16 protein-coding genes are annotated in these 18,541 nt (G+C 53.8%); 2 read left to right on the top strand and 14 right to left on the bottom strand.

The window, feature by feature from the left end; genetic code table 11:
• Positions 1 to 3: 3 nt before the first annotated feature.
• Genes L6J37_RS13435 through L6J37_RS13375 form a run of 13 tightly spaced genes read right to left on the bottom strand, consistent with a single transcriptional unit; the run spans position 4 to position 11,097 of the window.
• Positions 4 to 1,332: a vWA domain-containing protein gene (locus tag L6J37_RS13435; protein ID WP_237795453.1), complete on the bottom strand. Its 1,329-nt coding sequence runs from the start codon at positions 1,330 to 1,332 to the stop codon at positions 4 to 6.
• Positions 1,329 to 1,856, bottom strand: coding sequence for a TadE/TadG family type IV pilus assembly protein (locus tag L6J37_RS13430; RefSeq protein ID WP_237795452.1), 528 nt, complete (start codon positions 1,854 to 1,856; stop codon positions 1,329 to 1,331). The genes L6J37_RS13435 and L6J37_RS13430 overlap by 4 nt, the downstream gene beginning before the upstream one ends.
• A complete protein-coding gene (locus tag L6J37_RS13425) occupies positions 1,853 to 2,332 on the bottom strand; it encodes a TadE/TadG family type IV pilus assembly protein (RefSeq protein ID WP_218385090.1) in 480 nt (159 codons plus the stop codon). The genes L6J37_RS13430 and L6J37_RS13425 overlap by 4 nt, the downstream gene beginning before the upstream one ends.
• The gene (locus L6J37_RS13420) at positions 2,332 to 3,189 is read right to left on the bottom strand and encodes a tetratricopeptide repeat protein (RefSeq protein ID WP_330872798.1); all 858 of its coding nucleotides are present in this window, start codon (positions 3,187 to 3,189) and stop codon (positions 2,332 to 2,334) included. The genes L6J37_RS13425 and L6J37_RS13420 overlap by 1 nt, the downstream gene beginning before the upstream one ends.
• A 13-nt stretch (positions 3,190 to 3,202) precedes the next feature.
• Positions 3,203 to 4,111 (bottom strand): type II secretion system F family protein, encoded by a 909-nt coding sequence (locus tag L6J37_RS13415; RefSeq protein WP_192016151.1) that lies wholly within the window; start codon positions 4,109 to 4,111, stop codon positions 3,203 to 3,205.
• 5 nt (positions 4,112 to 4,116) lie between these two features.
• Complete coding sequence (locus L6J37_RS13410) at positions 4,117 to 5,037, bottom strand: type II secretion system F family protein (RefSeq protein ID WP_218385086.1); 921 nt, start codon at positions 5,035 to 5,037, stop codon at positions 4,117 to 4,119.
• The gene (locus L6J37_RS13405) at positions 5,031 to 6,356 is read right to left on the bottom strand and encodes a CpaF family protein (protein ID WP_237795451.1); all 1,326 of its coding nucleotides are present in this window, start codon (positions 6,354 to 6,356) and stop codon (positions 5,031 to 5,033) included. Before L6J37_RS13405 ends, L6J37_RS13410 begins: the two co-directional genes overlap by 7 nt.
• A complete protein-coding gene (locus L6J37_RS13400) occupies positions 6,356 to 7,501 on the bottom strand; it encodes an AAA family ATPase (RefSeq protein ID WP_237795450.1) in 1,146 nt (381 codons plus the stop codon). The genes L6J37_RS13405 and L6J37_RS13400 overlap by 1 nt, the downstream gene beginning before the upstream one ends.
• A gap of 4 nt (positions 7,502 to 7,505) precedes the next feature.
• Entirely contained in the window at positions 7,506 to 8,078 is a 573-nt protein-coding gene (locus tag L6J37_RS13395; RefSeq protein WP_218385083.1) for a hypothetical protein, read from the bottom strand.
• A 14-nt stretch (positions 8,079 to 8,092) separates the two neighbouring features.
• Complete coding sequence (locus L6J37_RS13390) at positions 8,093 to 9,466, bottom strand: type II and III secretion system protein family protein (RefSeq protein WP_225445204.1); 1,374 nt, start codon at positions 9,464 to 9,466, stop codon at positions 8,093 to 8,095.
• 30 nt (positions 9,467 to 9,496) lie between these two features.
• Entirely contained in the window at positions 9,497 to 10,423 is a 927-nt protein-coding gene (gene cpaB / locus L6J37_RS13385) for a Flp pilus assembly protein CpaB (protein WP_237795449.1), read from the bottom strand.
• Positions 10,424 to 10,454: 31 nt separating this feature from the next.
• Entirely contained in the window at positions 10,455 to 10,904 is a 450-nt protein-coding gene (locus tag L6J37_RS13380; RefSeq protein WP_237795493.1) for an A24 family peptidase, read from the bottom strand.
• A complete protein-coding gene (locus L6J37_RS13375; RefSeq protein ID WP_218385080.1) occupies positions 10,897 to 11,097 on the bottom strand; it encodes a Flp family type IVb pilin in 201 nt (66 codons plus the stop codon). The genes L6J37_RS13380 and L6J37_RS13375 overlap by 8 nt, the downstream gene beginning before the upstream one ends.
• 213 nt (positions 11,098 to 11,310) lie before the next feature.
• Between L6J37_RS13375 and L6J37_RS21435 the strand changes: the two genes are divergently transcribed.
• The gene (locus L6J37_RS21435) at positions 11,311 to 14,331 is read left to right on the top strand and encodes an Lcl domain-containing protein (RefSeq protein ID WP_237795447.1); all 3,021 of its coding nucleotides are present in this window, start codon (positions 11,311 to 11,313) and stop codon (positions 14,329 to 14,331) included.
• A 17-nt stretch (positions 14,332 to 14,348) separates the two neighbouring features.
• Complete coding sequence (locus L6J37_RS13365; RefSeq protein WP_237795446.1) at positions 14,349 to 15,050, top strand: DUF1566 domain-containing protein; 702 nt, start codon at positions 14,349 to 14,351, stop codon at positions 15,048 to 15,050.
• 286 nt (positions 15,051 to 15,336) lie between these two features.
• On the opposite strand, the gene L6J37_RS13360 is transcribed toward L6J37_RS13365, so the two are convergent.
• The gene (locus L6J37_RS13360) at positions 15,337 to 17,340 is read right to left on the bottom strand and encodes a replication initiator protein RctB domain-containing protein (protein WP_237795445.1); all 2,004 of its coding nucleotides are present in this window, start codon (positions 17,338 to 17,340) and stop codon (positions 15,337 to 15,339) included.
• Between the last annotated feature and the right edge of the window lie 1,201 nt (positions 17,341 to 18,541).

Genomic DNA, 18,541 nt, shown 5'->3' with positions numbered 1-18,541 from the left:
TTTTTATTTCACCAATGAAATGTCATTGATGGTATTGGCAATCACGCTAAAAACCGTGCGTATATTGCGTTCATTCGCGGTATAGAAGCCATCGGGACTGGCACACTGGCGCACAATCTGGGCATTGTTGCCATAGCCGATACTGAACACCTGGATACCCTGCTTTTTCATTTCACGGCATATCGCCACCTGTTTTCTGTCGCGTATCGCAGGGTTGACCCTGTGCTCGCCATCAGACAGCAGCACCATGACTTTGACATTATTCGGCATTTCATAGCTACGCGGCAGATCGGCCATGGCTTCCCGCCACAGTCCCTGCCACTGGGGCGAGAGTAGTCGCCATGCCCAGAGCACCCCTTCTGCGGTGTTGGTATTATTGCCCGGATAAAGCTGCTCTATGCCTTGCTGGTACTCATGCTGCGTTTTTGCCATCGCCATAATTGGACTGACACCGCAGTCCAGCGAGTCAAACAGGCCCAGCGAAGCCAGGGCATTTTCACGATAAGCATGTTCCGGGTTATCTGACGGATAAAAAGCTTTCAGCGCTGTGCCATCGGCATAGCGGCTGCCGGCTGGACGCTGCGTGGTATGAAACAGCTCAATCTGCTGACCGCGGGACGGCGCAAGTTCCAGCTGCCGAACCCAGCGCGACGAGACTTCACGCGATTGTGTTAACCCACTGCTGTCCTCCGCCAATCTGGCGCAAAACGCCTGCCTGTCCCGTCCCGGTACGGAAGGGTGCAAAAAGCTGTGCCAGTTCTTCTCTTTAAACAGGGTTTGCAGGTTGAAGGGCGGCTGCAAACTGGACGGCTCGAAAAACTGAGGATACGGCCCAATGTTCACCAAGCCGCTGGCCGGGATCAGGCTGATCACTCGGTTATCATTGCGCCTTTCTTTGGCAAAAAGCACATCAGCAAAATCCACCAGTCCTTTCTTGACCTGATTGAGCGGCTCTCCTTTCATCGAATCCGACACATCCACCACTACGGCAATTTCTACCGTGCTCTGCACAATCCGCGACGCAGCTTTAACCCCGATAGGAATGTCCTGACTGCTGCCTGTCAGCCGGAGGCTGGCCCCGTTCTCACCTGACTGAATCTGTGCGCTGGCATCGATGCGGTTTGATGTGAGCAGGGCTGCCACATCCCGGGATGGATCATCACTGTCCGAGGCCGACAGCAAGGCAATATCCGCCACACCGCTCAATCTGTCATGGTCATGATAAGCACGAATGATGGTGCTGACGGTGACGAGAAATCCCACGGCGCCGATCAACATCAGGATAAAACCGGCAGAGAAGGCACCTTTCTGACGATATACATAGACTGTCATTGTATCTCCTGTACATAACCGGCACGCAAGTTTGTCCCGGTGAGCCATTCGTTCAGCCAGCTGCCGGAGGCCACTTCGCCGGTTTTCAGGCACAAGGAGACCCGAACGAATATGCCCCGGGTCAGAGTTGGCCAGTCGCTGACTTCTGTACACAACCCTTCTTTGACCACACTGACCTCCTCACCTGTCGCCAGGTTTCGCCAGCCGATAGCCAAACCGTACTGGCTGCCGGATAGCTGTTTGCCTGTCAGTGCTGTTACCTGTTGTTCTGCATACCGGCCATAGAAGGTAAAGGGATTGTCCGCGTCAGTGTTGGGGGTAAATGCTGTCATGCTGACCATCTGCGTCAGGTTATATGCGAGATTATCCAGCCGCTGCTGCAAACGCAGCACACTGAGTAAGTCAGAGCAGGACAGGATGAACAGCACCAGAAAGCCGAAGACAAACACGGCTTCAACACTGGCCGCACCGCGCTGTTTGGCCGGGAAACCCGAACCGGTTAAAGAAAAGTCACGTCGGCTCATTCTGGCATCCTGTCTGAAAGCATGATCAAGGTCGTTCGGTATTCCAGGGTCCGCGCTTTGGCAAAAAACAGGGGATACACAGTCATGGCCGGCTTTAGTACAGCTGTCACCCGCAATACAGGATCAGACGGCGCCAGAGGGATCGCCTCGTCTGGTGCCAGCCCGCCGTCTGCCTGCAGCATCTCGGCCAGCGAACCATAACGGGTGACGGACAGACTGAAATCCGGTTTACCTATCAGGCTGGCCTGAATATCTTGTTTCAGCACTGTCGCGCTGGGCAGCCCTCCCCGAACGCTGTCGACCATGTGTTCGCGCAATACTCGTCGCATGGCATGCTCCAGGGTGCTGTATTGCCAGTGCACTCGCACCACGTCTGCAAACAGCAGCAACAACCCGATAAAGACAGGCAGCAAAAAGGCCATTTCCACGCTGACCACGCCCCGCTGGCGACAGGAAGTCTGAACCGGTTGATGCATCAGGACTGACCTTGAAGCGGAAGTAGCTGTATCTGCTCAAAACGGGCTGACAGCCTGCGTATATCGTGATCAACCTGAGTCGGCGACATGAAGCGGGACAGGATCAGCCTGGCCTGTTGCTCCTGCCCTTCCGCCAGCAATAACAGGGCATAGTTCATCTCCACCCGAGGGGGCAACTGCTGATAGTGCAGCAACGGGGCGAAGACCTCCCTTGCCGTGCGCACCTCGCCATCCATTAACCAGCCCAGCGCCAGATTGGCGCGATAGTATGCATCGTCGGGAGCCAGCGTCACAGCCCGCGAGAAAGCGGCTCGTCCCTGCACGTAACTGTTCTGATTTAACAGCACAACGCCCAGGCCGTTGCGTAATTTGGCTTCCTGAATCGCAGTCAAGCCTTGTAATGCCAGCCCCTGGTGGTACGCAGCCTGTGCCCGTTCTACCCTGCCATCATCCAGGCTGAATTTTCCGAGATAATAGGCAGCCTCCGGGGCGAGTTCTCCTTGCATCTCCAGCAGTTGCTGCAGCGTATCTCTGGCCGCCTGTTTCTTGTCCTGCTGGTACTGACTGCGTGCCAGCATCAGCAGGGCTTGCTGAAAGAAAGGAGTAGCCCGCGGGTTTTGCTGCCCCCTCTCACCGGAGGGCGCAGACGTATCCAGCATCTTCCGGTAAAGGGTTTCCGCTTTGACATACTGATGCGAGTCGAAAGCGGTTTGCGCCACAACCATGGCATTGGTCTGAGCCTTGGTGCTGACGGTATCGGCGTGACGACTGCAGGCACTCAGAGCCAGAGCGGCAAGTGCAATCCAGACATAGCGGCTGTTGCGCAGTAACAACTGAGCAGAAGTAGTCGTATTCATCAAAGTGTTCCTGTTATTCACTCAGGCTTTCAATCAGCAGATTCAGGGTAGGGGCTATGATTAACACCAGCAGTGGCAGCATGATAAAGCCCATTTGGATTAAGGTGATACGTCCCGGCAACTTGCCCGCCTGCTCTTCCAGCGCTATCTTGCGCATCTGACGGGCTTCTTTGCTGATGGTGCGCATGGTATCGGCCAGCGGCGACCCGTAACGCTGGGCCATTGCCAGCGTTGAAGCCAGCCGTTCCAGCTCAGGCAGGCCGGTTCGCCAGGCCAGTTTTTTCATGCACTGCGCGGGATCGCCCATGACCTGTACTTCGGCATGAGTGCGCAGGAATTGCTCGGCAAGACGGGGTTCGCTCGCTTGCAGATAACGTCCGACACGCTCCAGCGCGCGATCCAGTGACAGCCCGGCTTCCACTGTGATCACCAGCATATCAATGGCATCCGGTACAGCACGGCGTTGCTGCTCCCTGACACGTAAAGAGCGGCGACGCAGCCAGTACTCAGGCAGGTTAGCCCCCAGCACATAGGCAAACAGCAATGCCATCAGCAACATAGCCGTCAACTCGCCCTGCCAGCGCCACACCAGAGCCACCACGACCGCCGCCATGCCGCTCAGACATTTGGCCCCGCATACTCTCGCGACACCATCGTCACTATCAATACCGGCCTGAGCCAGCATTTTCAGCAGACGTTGTTTCTCTGCCGCCGACGCCGGATAGCGGCGGCCAATCCGTGCCAGCCAGTGCTGACGTTCAGCGCTTTTTTCCGAGACGTTTTCCATGCAATAGCGTACCCGCTGCACAGCCCAACGGGCATGCTGACGCTGTTGATACCAGAGCAATGCACATGACACGACAACCAGCCAAAGCAGCGCTATTGCCAGTATCAGGGAAGAAGAAATCAAAGGAATGGGCATAACAATTAAGCCTTTATCTGGGTCAGGCGGCGGATGAGCATCAGCCCGAACAAAATACTGCCGATCACATAGCCGACCACCATCTGGCCCTGCACAGTCATCATCAGATAATCGAAATGTTCCCGTCCGGCACTGAACAGCACCAGTACGATAAGAACCGGTAGCGCCGCCAGCACTTTGGCTGAGCTGCGCGATTCCGACGTAATACTGGCCACACTGGCTTGCAGTTCTTTACGTCCGCGCAGGGTATCGCCAAGCTGATTCAGTACCTCAGACAACCGGCCACCAGTTTCCTGCTGCAAGCTCAGCACTACGGTAAGGAAGCGAAACTCTGCCACCGGCATTCTGGCTGACGCTTTGGCCAGCACGTCGGTAAGCGGCTGGCCGACACGCAGCTCGTCATGCATCTGCCCGAACAGGCGGGATACCACGGCACGTTGATCCTCCGCTTCCCCGTACTGATCGGCGATCACCGCAAAGGTATCAGCCATTGGTGCGCCCACACGCACCGCCCGGATCATACCGTCGATCACTTCCGGCAGCTGATCACGAAAAGCATCCAATGCCTGTTGCTGCAACTGATGATAAACAACCCAGACGCCAAGCGCGGTCACAGACAGCGAAAGACTCAATGCGACAAACCAGGTCATGCCGTTGACCGTCAGCAGCAGCGTGATCGCCACCACAGCCGCGGGGACGGCACGTTGCCAGAATTGCACACGTTTCCCCCCCAGCACGGTCGCCATGGTCAGATACCATTCAGGCAAAGTGCGCGTTTCCTGCTGAGCGGGTGCACGAAACTGGCTGTAGCGCTGCGCCTGTTGCTGCCAGCATTCCCGCTGACGATAAGCCTGCCACCACAAGCCGAGGATCATCAGCCACACCGACACCACCAGCAGGCTTAGCAGCACTGTAATACTCAGCATACTGCCTCTCCTTGCTGGACAAGCGGCAGACTGCAGACGCTCATGGCCTGATCCAACCCGGACTGCGCGGCTTTTTCCAGCAGCGCCTCCGACATCCCGCAGGCATCAAACTCACCCTGGATACAAGAGTGATCAACATGCTGATAGCGAAAACGGAAGATCGGCTTCATCTGAATCGCGCCCTTGCTGATCCCGGCCACTTCGCTGATGGCCGTGATCCGACGCTTGCCGTCCCGCATCCGTTCAAGTTGCACCACCAGATCGACCGCACTGACAATCTGGGACTGAATAATCGATTCTGACAGCTTTTCTGCGCCCATCTGCAGCATATTCGACAGGCGGATCATGGCATCTTGCGGGTTATTGGCATGCAGGGTACAGAGGGAGCCATCATGGCCGGTATTCATGGCCTGCAGCATATCGAACGCTTCCGCCCCGCGTACCTCGCCAAGAATGATGCGGTCCGGCCGCATCCGCAGCGCATTGCGTACCAGAGCACGAATGGTCACCTCGCCTTTCCCTTCCGCACTTTCATTGCGGGTTTCCAGCGGTACCCAATGCGGCTGATCCAGCGACAGCTCAGCAGCATCTTCAATGGTCAGGATGCGCTCGTCATCACCAATATGCTGGCTGAGGGCATTGAGCAGCGTGGTTTTCCCCGAACCGGTTCCGCCCGATACCAGAATGTTAAATCGCCCTTTAGCGGCCAGGGCCAGAAACTGAGCCATGGCCGGCGACAGGCTCTGATTCGTGACCAGTGCGTCCAGTGTCAGGCGGCTGGCCGGAAATTTACGGATAGAAATGGTCGTGCCGTGCAGTGCCAGCGGCGGGGCAATAACGTTTACCCGGCTGCCGTCGGCCAGCCGGGCATCCACCATAGGCGTCGACTCATCCACCCGACGCCCCACAGCGTTGACGATCCGCTGCGCCACATTCAGAACATGCTGTTTGTCGTGAAAACGGATCTTAGTTCGCTCCAGCTTGCCATATCGCTCGACATACACATTGTGCGGACCGTTGACCAGGATATCGGAGACACTCGGATCATCGAGCAGCGGCTGGATCGGCCCGATGCCGATCATCTCATCCACCATTTGTCTGGTCAGCAGTGCCAACTCGCCACTGTTATAGGGCAACAGTTTTCTGGCGGCTATCACGTGCAAAGCATCGCTGACCTTGAGCGCCAGCGCCTGAGGCGACAGCTTGGCAGCCACCGACGGTTCAACCTGCTGATAGAAGGCTTCTCTGGCCTGCTCTGACATCGTCAGCAGTTCCTCTTCCTGCATCGCAAGCGCTGGCGGGGTATGTTTACCAAACATTATGCCGCACTCCGTTTCACGGCAATGGAAGCACCGCCACTGATCACTGTCTGAGTCAGCTTTCTCAGCTGTTTAGCCAGCTTACCGCCCACGCAGGCCACTGGCTGACCTGATTGCTCCGATTTCACCACAGCAGCGGCATCAAACGGCAGTGTCATCAGGGTTTGTAATCCTGACGCCTGCGCCATTTCGGCCTCAGGTACCCGGCTGGTTTTCGTCCGGCACTGGTTAGCCACCAGCAGACGACGCTGATGCGTGCTGGCCTGCCGGAACTGCCATTTATTCAGCAGCCGCATTGCACTGAGACTGCTGTCATGCAGTATCAGGCACAGATCGGCCTGCGCAGCCAATGCACGCCAGGCCGGATCGCGCAGGTCAGGCACATCGACCACCACAGTGCTGTAATGGCCGGCAACCATAGCCACACTGCTGATAACCTCCTGCGACAATTGGGCAGGAGAGTCCTGAACCCCGTCCTGGCTGTAAAACAGGTGCAAGCGTTCACTGACCTGATGGGCCGCATGGCTCAATAATGTGTCATCCAATCGCTCGGCCTCAGTAAAAATTGAGTGCTGGATATGCTCATAATCAACCCCCAATAAAATGGGGTGCTGGCTGTGATAAGTGTTGAGATCAACCAGCGCAACGTGCTGATGATGTTCATCTGCCAGCAGCCAGGCCAGATTGGCCGCGACGGTACTGGTGCCGACACCGCCTCCTGAGCCCACAACAGCAATCACTCGGCCGCGGCGCAGAGGCGCCGTTGCAGGGCGATCCACCATGGCCAGCAAACTCAGGCGCAGGGCATCCGCATCCAGCGGTGTTGCATGGTAATCGCTCACTCCCAGCTGCATCAGACGGCGGTAGACATTCAGATCCTGCCGCTGGCCAAGCACTACCAGTTTCATCGTTGGCGGGCAACACTGCGCCAGCCCGGATAGGTCAGACTCCAGCTTGCCACAATCACCGGCATCCACGATAAGCACATCGGGTGCGCCTTGATTCAGGCAGTAATCACAGGCAGCCTGCATATCGCCCTCCCGGACTGTCATTACCACATCCGGGAGCTGCTCACCGATTAAGTTCAGGCTGTGGCGGCTTGCGTCAGTGAGGACAAAGGCCACCAGTTGCTGTTGTTTACGCATGACTTTACTCCCCTGTTGTGCTCTGGCTGCTGGCATGTTTGATCTTGTCGTCATAAAGACGCTGCACGGCCCCTACATCGAGCGCGCTGGATGTCACTTCATACTCCGCACCTTCGAACCAGTGAGCTGTGGTTGTCATAGCCCGGAACTGATTGCGTTTCAGTAAACAGGTATTCATCGATACCTCGGCCGGCCCCTGCTGATAACGGCAGGTATGCGGCTGCAACGTCACCGTCAGAGCAACCTGGTATCCGGACTGGTTGGCAGGATGATGCTCCACCAGGGTTGGCATCGCCAGTTGCTGCTGCAATACAACCGATAACTCAAGTGATTGGCGCGGCTCAGCCGGACCGGTGATTGTCACCCTGAGTATGCCGTCTTCCAGCCGCTCAGCCAGCGGGCGCAGAGCAGCCTGCAACGAGGGTTGCAATTGCGCGGCATTCACCCGATAAGTGGCGGTTTCCAGATAGTTTTCAGTCGTCTTCTGGCTGTCGTTCCAGTTGTCCAGCCGATCGACACAGCCCGTCAGCGCCAAAGCCGTGAGTGGCAGCAGCAAAGATCTTGCATTCAGTTTCATAATAAATCCCAGAATCAGTAGCTATAGCCGTACTGGCCGAACAGCGTTGCCTGTCCCTGTACAGCAGGGGCTTGCATGTCGCCAAAATCACTGAAGAAAAGCCGTTCAAACCGGCTTGGCGGGCGGTAGAAATCCAGCGGTGTGGCCAGTTCAAGCGGGTTACTGGTCGGCTCGACCAGACGGGCCGTCGCTATAATCACCAGCTCGCTTTCCCCTTCCTGGTAAGTGGTACTGCTGAAAAACGGCGCCAGAAATGGTATTTCTCCCAGCACAGGCAAAGCTTCAACATTCTGATCGCGGTAAGTGCGTACCAGACCCGCCAGCGCAAAGCTCTGGCCATCGGCCAGCTCAACCGTGGTGGTGGTGCGGCGGGTTTCGATCCCCGGTACCACGACACCGCCAATGGAGACACTGTTTTCACGGCTCAGAGTGGACACTTCCGGTGAGACCGTCAGACTGATGCGTTTATTGCTCAGCAGGGTTGGTGTCAGTCCCAGTGAGATACCAAAGTTCTTGAACTCGATTTCCGGGCCATCGTCACCGTTACCGACAGGAAACGGAAACTCACCGCCAGACATAAAGGTCGCCGCCTCACCAGATTTGGCCGTCAGATTGGGTTCAGCCAGCACAGTCACCAGGTTGTTCTGCACTAACGCATCAATAATGGCGTCAATTTTGACCGTATCTCTGCCAATCAGACTGTTGTCTGCCGGCGTGGGATACAGATTGCCCGGCGACACACCCAACTGCAGATATTTACCTATTGCACTCCAGCGCATCCCCAGCTGTTCGCTGGTGGAGCGTTCCATTTCGATGATACGGACAGAGATGTTGATCTGATCTGAACCGGCCAGACGCAAGCGATTGACCACATGAGGATACTGGCCTTCGCCCCCGCCGGGTACAGCGTCTTCCGGCCGCTCGTTGGTGGAACGCTCACGCCCCTGCGAAAGCGGTTCCTGGCCGTTGGTCGCAAACAGACCTCTGGCAAAGCCGGCAGACATAGACAAAATATCGTGTGCCTGCTGGGCACTGATCACTTCGCCGGCAACTACTATCGCTTTGGAGGTGTATTGAAAGTCTAATGGCGTGTCGGGATAGGCACGCTTTGCCGCTTGTTCCAGCGCGGTAAGATCGGCCTCCACACGCACGTCAAAATGGCCCAGGGTCTGTCCCTGATGACCAGTGATCACCAGATCTGTTTTACCCACGGCTATGCCGTGTACCAGCAGGTGCTGCTCTGACGGGCTGTGCAATTTGGCCACATTCCCGTTGGCGATAAACACATCTTTCACCGGCTGGTCAAAGCGCAACAGGCGGGACTGATCGGGTTTGAGCATTAACGGTTGAGCTGCCTGAGCAACAGTGCTCAGGAGTGCAAATAACATGAATGAGATACAACGCATGACACACGGGCCTTAATTGGAGGAACCGGATTTATCGGCTTTATCAGCATCGGAATCGTTTGCCGGCTTACCGTAGGCAATACGAACCCCATGCGTGGGAATGGCTTTCGGATTATGGTTTTGCGAGACCTGCTCGGCCCAAACCACGGCTTGCTCTGTTGCCGCCATGCTGTCGAGAGCAGGGCGTCGACCACGAAGCACCAGCGACAGTTCGCCAAGTTTGTTGGCCAGCAACAGCCGGGCCGCTTCCTCGGGCAACAACTCGAAAGTTACATTCACCAGATCAAACTGTTGCTGACCTTTAGCAGAGGCGCCACGCTGACCGAGATCAATCAGTTGCGCTTCAATAGCCAGTAGCTTGATATCTGACAGCACCTGCTCGGCAGACAGGCCGGATACAGCTTCGTCACCCACCAGCTTGCCCGCATTACTGTTATTGCTGGTCAGAATGACATCGACCCGGTTTCCCGGACGCAGCAAGCCGTGACTGACCGCTTCCGGTGTCAGTGCCAGGGTCACGGCACGGGTGCCTGGCGCCATCATGGCGGAAAGATAATGGCTCTGCTCCGGGCGTATCACGTCTTCTGCCGACAAGATCTGCCCGGTTTGCAGTGAACGGGTGATCAGGCTGCCGGACAGGTTTTTAGACTGAATAAATCCCTGCAGGAACAGACCCGGCAGGTTCCCTTCATCGGATGACGGCAAATCCGCCCAGCGCAAGTCTTCCTCGCGCAGCAAAGCTCCCGCCTGCAGCGGATGTGCCGCTACCAGAATCCGGGCACGGTTTTGCACCGGCTCGGCACGGTTTCGTTCGGTGGCGTTATCGGCCTCCGCAGCCCGTGCCTGCTCTGAAGACGACTCAGCTGGCTGCACCCAGACAACAGCAAGGGCTGCCAGCAGCGCTCCTGACGCTATGACAAATAACAGAAATTTTTTCATGATAAGAACTCTCCGGGATTGATTCAGCCCGTCATGGAAAGAGGATCAAAGGCGTCGACATCAAGGCTCCCAGTGTAATGGCAACCCCGTAAGGCACAGTGCGTACGGCTGGGTAAGCCGGCTTCCAAGCCAGCAACAAGCGGTTTCGTGCCAGATACGCCAGACTCAGCACTCCGCCAGACAAAGCCGTTACCAGCAGACATTCCGGCCAGTGGTCCTGAGCGGCGTACAGGCAGACTGCCAGCAGCTTGCTGTCCCCGGCTCCCAGCCACCCTTTTGCGTATGCGGCCAGCCCGAGGCTCAGGCAGGCTATTGAAACCAGCACATTCATCAGGCTGAAAGGCACCAGCAGCACGGACAGGATCAGCAGCACAACTATGGTGACATTGGGAATCCGGCGCTCAGTCACATCAGTAACCACCAGCCAGGAGAACATCAATGCCGCCAATCCCTGAGCGACGACTATGCCGGTATCAGCCATTTTCACCGATATTCAGATCTTTAATGATCGCCTCAAACTTTGCCTTCAGTGCGGTAACGAAAACACCGTCTGAGCCAAAGATTGCCAGAATACCGGCGGCCAGCCCTGCTGCCAGGATGCCGTATTCAATCGCCGTTGCCCCCTGTTCATCTTTCAGATACCGCTGAATTAACTTGGCCGGAAACACTTTCATTATTCACTCCATCAATAGGTTAAAAAAACAGACGCGAATGATATTGATTATCAACATCACTTTCAATAGTATCTCCGCCGATTAAGTAAAAAATCGCTAAATAACTGCAACTAAAGAAAAAAATAGAGTCACTTGTGACACAAAGCTCCAAATAGGCAGCGTCTTTGATAGCTGAGTCAAGCCGGAACACCAGAAGGAAGGAAAACAACTGAAGTGAATATTCATAGTAAAGATAGATTTAAGGTATTGATCAGCGCAGCGCTGGTTGCCGGACTGAGCGGCTGCAATATCGAACCGGTGCGAGACGGTAGCGAAAGACAGACGGGGTCACCCTCTGCGTTGTTACCGGATCAGCCTGACTCAGGGTCTGACACGGGAGGCACAGTCAGCCCGCCTCCGCCGGTCCAGCCCGATCCCACACCGGATCCGGCACCCAAGCCAACTCCGGATCCAACGCCAGACCCGACGCCGACCCCGGATCCTGCGCCCGAACCTGTCACCACCATCACTTTATCCGGTGCTGTTCTGGGGGATCGCGGCCAGCAGTACACTGTCAGTCTGAGCGATGGTAAATCTGAAGTTAAGGCCCGCACCGCTGAAACCGGCAGTTATCAGTTCGAATTACAGCTGCGGCAATGGCAACGTCAGTCATCGTTAAGCCTGACGGCCACAGACATTGATAATCCCGGCATGGTTTTCCGGCACACCCTGCCCAATATCGATAGTCTGTTACTGCTTGATGGTGATAATAATCAACTGATCGATAATCAGGAATTGCTGCCGCTCGCCCTCTCTCCGGCCAGTATTGCCTTTGACGCTGTCGCGCAGCACCTGCTTGGACGCAGCGCACTCAGTCAAAGTGACAGAGAAGCCGCCAAGCGGCAGATGGCCACGCATGCCACGCTTAACCAGGCTTTCGTGCGCGACCTTGCACAGCTGCTCTCAGAAACGCAGGCTAAACCTGCCGACAGCGATGTTTCAGCCCTGCCGCTGCTGGGATTAACGCAAACGCAGCTTACCGCTCAGCTGGTGGGCGCCAAAGCTGCCACTCCAAACCTCTCGCTGGGCGAGCTGTATGGCCAATTGGCAGATACACGTCAAATCACACTGCCGGCAACAGCTGAAGCTCAGTTGGAAGCCAGTTTTACTGCAGGGCAAACCCTGAACACCCTGAGCGCAGCATACCGCTGGCAGGAATCTTTCTATCCGGTCTATACACTTCGCCTGAGCGGGGCTTTTCCGGCAGAGCTGACAGACGCCAGAGTCAGTGTTCTCATTGGAGCCAAGCCCAATGACGACACCCGGGGTGAGTATTATTACAAACCAGAGCGTCCTCACCGGGTTATTCCCTTGATGCTGACAGATGACACTGGCCGTCAGACCCACAGAGTAAACGTCAAGGGTCAGCAGCATTACACCCTGACCGTTCGCCTCCATGACACCGCTGACGGATTCAGCCAGTGTGCTCCCGGCTTCATCGGCGAGTCCTGGGAAGGTAAAATGACAGACGACAACCTTCAGGATTTACTGACCCTTCAGATTACCGATCACAGTTCCAATGTTGAGCTTCGCTCGGTATTGGGGCCGCTTTGTGAGCTGATAGCCCTTGATTCCAATCAGGACGGTACCCTCGATAGCAGCGAGTATGCCCGCACCAACATAGGGTACATTTCGTCTGCTCAGGAAGTGCTGCTAAAGAAGACAACTCTGGCCAGCTACGGCTCATTTATCGACTGGAAGCCGCTGAGTATTGCGGAAATTGATGCGCTGATGACGCCATTCCCGCGCCAGCAAACTGAGCTTCTGGCCGCTTTCGCCGCCCTTCAGGCGAAGCAGTCACTGTTCAGTGAACCCGTAGATCTGATTGAAAGCGCAAGTTTTTATCAGGATCTGCTGGGGCTGGTCGGTATTAACATGCAGGCAGAGTACAGTATTGTCTCAAACAGTAATCAGATCCCTCAGCTGAACATTCTGCAATCCCTGATGGGAGAAAACGCGGGGCTGGCTCAGTTGCTGATCAATCACCCTGATAACAATATCTCGCACATCCTCAAAGCGGCCACCAGCCTGTTAGCCGATTCCACCCCCGATCAAGCCTACTTTGACAATCAGCCGCCACCAGGACGCTGGGTGCAAGTGTACCCGAACAGCCATCTGTCCCCCATCTGTCAATCCAGCGGGCTGGTCAGCTACGATCAGGTCACAGGCATTGCTATCATCGGTCAGGGGGTGGACAGCACCTCTGGTCAGCACTGGGTTACGCTTGACTGGCAGGAACAGGATTACGTGAGTGAATATACGCTCGGCTGGGATACAAAGCCCTTTACCGCCATCACTGATGCCGCCAATCGCCAGCAAACCAGCCGCACCCGGGCAACCGTAAGCGGACTGGATAAATGGCAGACGTACCGCATTCGTATCGGAACACCGGGTGGCAGCCTGAGTGCAGAGCTGCAATACACCCCGGGGCGTATCCATCTCAATGATACCCGGATCACCCAAGGCATTCTCGGTGACGACAGCACCCGTGGGCGCGACACCCAGAATCAGTGCGATCCGTTAAGCGGGCTGGCCTATAACAGTAACCGGGACGGTGAGTTGGGGGCTCGTTATATCAAGTTGGATACAGAAGGAAAACGCCTGCCACGTCAGGATCTTGCCTGGAAGCAGCTCAAATTCAGTTGCGTGGCTGACGCTAATACCGGCCTGATCTGGGAAACCAAATCGGCGACGGATCTTGAGCACCCCAGCCTGCACGATGATCTGTACTATTTTTCCTTTGACGGCAAAGACAGCAGTATTCCTTTTAACGGCACCTGTTACAACCCGGACACCGGAAAACTGGCTTCAGATCGTACCCAGTGCAGTGCGGCTAACCAGGTGACTAAAGTCAACGAAAGCAAGCTGTGCGGACTGAGTAACTGGCGACTGCCCAGCCAGCAGGAAATTTACGGGATCATGAACCTGCAGGGCGATCAGTCAACCGCACTGGACAGAAGCTACTTCCCGAATATCAGCGGATTAAAAACCACCTATTTCAACTGGAAAGATGATCAAGATAAAAGCCGACATGAAACTATCTATCACGGTTTCTGGACAGCCAATCAGCATCCGCTAACTGCAGAAGCGCTGACGCGCACCGTCAGGCCGTTGAAGCAACGTGGGAATGCACTGACACCAAACCAGCAGCCGCACATGATCATGCTGGTCAGCGATGGCTTTAGCGCGCAATAAACAACAGGGACATCAAGATGAAATCGATAAGCATACTGATTGCGACTCTAGTAATAACGTGCGCCGCGCAGGCCAGTGACAATATTCAGACGGCCTGTAACGCAAATTACACCCCGCCATCCGGGCGCTTTACTCAGGCAGTGCTGACAACTACTGCAGGTCCGCTCAAAGTGGTGAATGACAAGCAAACCGGGCTGCAGTGGCAATTCTGCTCATTAGGTCAGCAACTCAGCGAGGATCAACTCAGTTGTCAGGGTGATCCTGAGATAATAGACAAAGATGCAGAGGCCAATGCTCATCTGGCCAAACAGGCGGTGATCGTGAGTAACGAGAACAGCCGGCTGGGTGAAACCGCTCATCCCTGGCGAGCTCCTGATGTGAACGAACTGTTAAGTATCTACAATAACCAGTGTTCGCCTGCCTTGTATCCGGCCTTCAGTTATCCGTCTAAAACACTGGCAGAGCTGCAAACCCTGAAAGAGGCTGGTAAATTTGATCCGCTCTATCATAAGTTTGTGAGCTACTCAGAGCTGTATTATCTCACCGACAGCTGGGGCACAGATGGGCGCTATGCCTTTGTGTCGTTCAGCAACCTGAACCTTCCCCTGCTCACAGCACTGAATAATGATCCCTGGGGTGGGCCGGAGAAAAGGAATGCCAGTTATCACGATTACAATATCTGGGGAGGGATGCTAAGGCTGGTCCGTGAAATCCCTTAGCTTCAATATTTATGCCGTGTCCTCAGGGGCATGGCATAGTCCGTGACCTGAAAAACAGATAAAAAAAAGCGAGCCGGGACGGGCTCGCAACAAACTCACATATTGCATTTTCGAGAGACTCACAAGATAACTGACCCGCCATCCTTGCCAGGGGTTACCTTTCTCATCGAAAGGGACAAAGGTTATATCAAGATTCATTTTGGCTTTTTTTGTGCACCTAATGTCATCGTAATGTCAAAACATATTGATTTGACTCAGATTTGACTGAAATCTTTGATCTTGCTTCCTATCTGCCGCTGGCAATATCATCTAGCGCCGTCAGTACCTGGTCATTAATGTGTCCTTCGTACACTAACTTACAGACCTTACGGCGTACGGCTAATCCTGAGATCAGCTTTTCTATCGACAGATGGCGCTCATCATGCTGACTGTTAAACAGCTCAACCGTTTTACTCAGGATTTCGTATGGCATCACCTCACCACTGACACGCAGCCAGTCAAGCTTGTCCATAAAGGCCTGGCACTCTTCAGTAATCACGCTGACAGGATGACCAGACATAGCAGACAGCGCAGTGATACTGCGTTGCAAGGCCTCCTGAGAGGTATACTTCGACAGTACTATGGTTAACTCATCCGCATTGATCTCGACCAGGTGCTTTCGCAATTTAACCCGTCGCCCCAAGCGGCCCTTGGGACGCCCTTCTTTGCGTTGGATCGGTTCAAACTCGCCGTCAATGATCTCAGACAACTGCTCCAGTTCCTGGCGGGGCAGGATCTCATTGCGCAGCGGGTTGGGCATAGTGGGGGCCATGGATCGCTTGCCTTCATTGTGCATCTTGGCCCGGGAGAAACGGATCACTTCATCAGCATCGCATTTGATCTCAATATTATAATCCTGATAGCGCGATGCCTTGCCTTCTGCCGGGCTGATCGTCAGGTGATAGCCCCACAGATTGACGGCAAATAACGACTCCGTCACTTTACCTTCAGCCAGCTTTTTCAGCTCGCGGATCAAATCGGTAGAGAAACGGCGCCATTCAATGTTACGGGCCAGTTTCTGGTTCAGCTCGCTCAGCAGCATGCTGTCATGGCCACGGCGCGACATCCGGCTGCGGAAGAAGGTATATAACTGGAAGACCAGAGTATGCTGACGAAGAATCTCTGGCGGGAACAGGAAAAAATAATCCCTGGTCAGCAGCTCTTCAAAAAACGAAGGCTCCCAGACCAGAATGTACAGATTCGGTTTAATGCGGATTTCGCCATCTTCGCCTTCCTGCGGTGCTTCTTCCGACGCGGTTATGGTCCGGGCCAGAAAACGAAAACGATCACTTTTAAAACCTTCCGGCATGTTCTCGCTTAACCAGCGACCAGTCAGTTCATGCAGCTGAAAATCGGTAAACTCGATCCTGTCTATGCTTTCGCGGATCGAATCACGGGCCGGGCCGCTGTCTTTTTTCCCGCGCAATGCCAGAATATCTGTGATGTAAATCGGTGTTTTATTGCTCATGTGCCGCGATTGCAGCTCGTAATCTGACAAATGATGATCATGATACTGCACCGTCAGGGTAAACAGCGCGAACAGCGTCATCATGTCGTCTACCGTCATGATCGCTTTCGATGATCGTGTTTCAATAATTGCGCGTGTGCCAGATATTGCTACCATAGATTTCTGATAGCTTTTCTTGGTGCGTGGCGGCGCCAGTGCCTGATCAATAATCCCTGCCCAGCTGGTGGGTGAAACAACAATCTGATCGGCTTCGTCGGGCATCATAGGCGGCGTGCCCAGGCCATATTCGTTCAATAACCGTTTATTGACCTGGTTCTGTGCCAAAGCTTTAGAACGTTTTTGTTTTTCTTGTTCTTTACTTTGAGCAGACTGCAGGCTGGCAGTGCCCAGCTGAGAAACCAAAAGAGCAGGATTAATGAAGTGATGCAGCATGGTCTTGCCTGCCAGCCCTTCTTCGAAGCGTACCGGTTGCTGGTTGAATAAACCAATACTCACAGCCGCACGTAAGCGTTGCTGGATGGCTGCACGGGTAAGCTGACCTTCAGTGGCTTCCACCAGTTCCGTGGTTGACACTATGCCGTCCTGACTGGACAGGCCACGTAAAGAGATCAGGTTCAGCAATTCAATAATGCTTCGGGTTACCCCTTTGAAGTGTTGATATTGAGGTAACCAGTCGACAAGCGCGTTGGGAATGGCAAACAAGTGTCCGTCTTTGTGTGATCGGGGAGCTGAGATCAGGATCTTTTCATCATATTTCTCATCACGTGTAACCATAGATTTCATTTGCCATTCGCCGTAAATTGACCATCTTTCCGGAAAGAATAATAAAAAAATACTGAGAAAGAAAGCTTTTTTTATTGAGGCTTTTTAATAATGATCTTTTTGATTTTAAAGATCTAATTGATAATGTGATCTTATGATCCGGGTAACAAAATTGCTATAACTCACTGATTACAAAAATATATTTTTTTACACGATCCGGAAGTATGATCAATGTGCTTTCGGAGTGGTGATCATGATTCTTCTGTAAGCATGATCAAACAAGGCCCAGAACCATGATCATTAGTGTTTTGTAAGTATGATCAACGAAATATCAGAACTATGATCAATGTGTTTATACAGGTTATCCACAGAGTTATACCTGAGAGGTGCTCATCCGGTCAGTAAAATCGACGGTTCACTCCCCTTTCTCGTGCTTTTTTCCTGTTTTCTGGTCCAGAACGATGATCAAGTATTCGCTTTTGAACTTGGCGTAATTCGTTTTTTACGCCTGACTCTCTCATGTTGCTGTTGATTTCATCGATTTCGGAAAGACAACCACCGTAATAACAGAGCGCTTTTATATGTGTCCGGTAATGGAAAAATGATCAAGCTGTCACTTTTGTCATTTCAACCTACTGATTGTGATGGTGGTTGGTGCAATCGCTGCCAATGGTAGTGATAACAACCCGATTTGATTCAGGTATATCGGGCATTCACCGTAATTTAGCGGTACTTGACTATGCTTCCGCAGGTATTGAACTTGATCCCTGGTGAGGATCTTCATCTTGATCATTGATCCGATCTTTCCTTGCTTTAAGAGCACTGTTTTCAGCTTACTATTTCGCCTGCTTTCTCCTTGATCATTGTTGCGTAAACGGCAAATAATGTCTGAAGCATGATCAAGGTACAGTGCTCATTTTTACTCCATTATTCTAGCTGGCCTCATACTATCGCCTTTTTCGCTGCGCCTGTTCTGATCCATCAAGCCTATTTTGGTTTTTTACGGGTTGAAATGACAGTCACTGTAGATTAGCCATCTTTTTTCAGGCTTCCAGCCAAAATTGGGTTCATTTTCTTTACATTGTAAATTTGTGACACTGTGACATTTTAATTTATGAGCTGTTATCTGAATCGTAACAGGTAGAAGTGACGCTTTGGTTTGTAAGGATTTGGTCAATTCGTACGGCTTTTATCCGAACTGGCATGGTTTTTACTTGAGATC

Origin of the sequence: Photobacterium sp. WH77 (assembly GCF_022014395.1) — a bacterium.
GTDB lineage: Bacteria > Pseudomonadota > Gammaproteobacteria > Enterobacterales > Vibrionaceae > Photobacterium > Photobacterium arenosum.
Note: the sequence above shows the minus strand (reverse complement) of the source record. Positions and strands in the feature narration are given on the sequence as shown.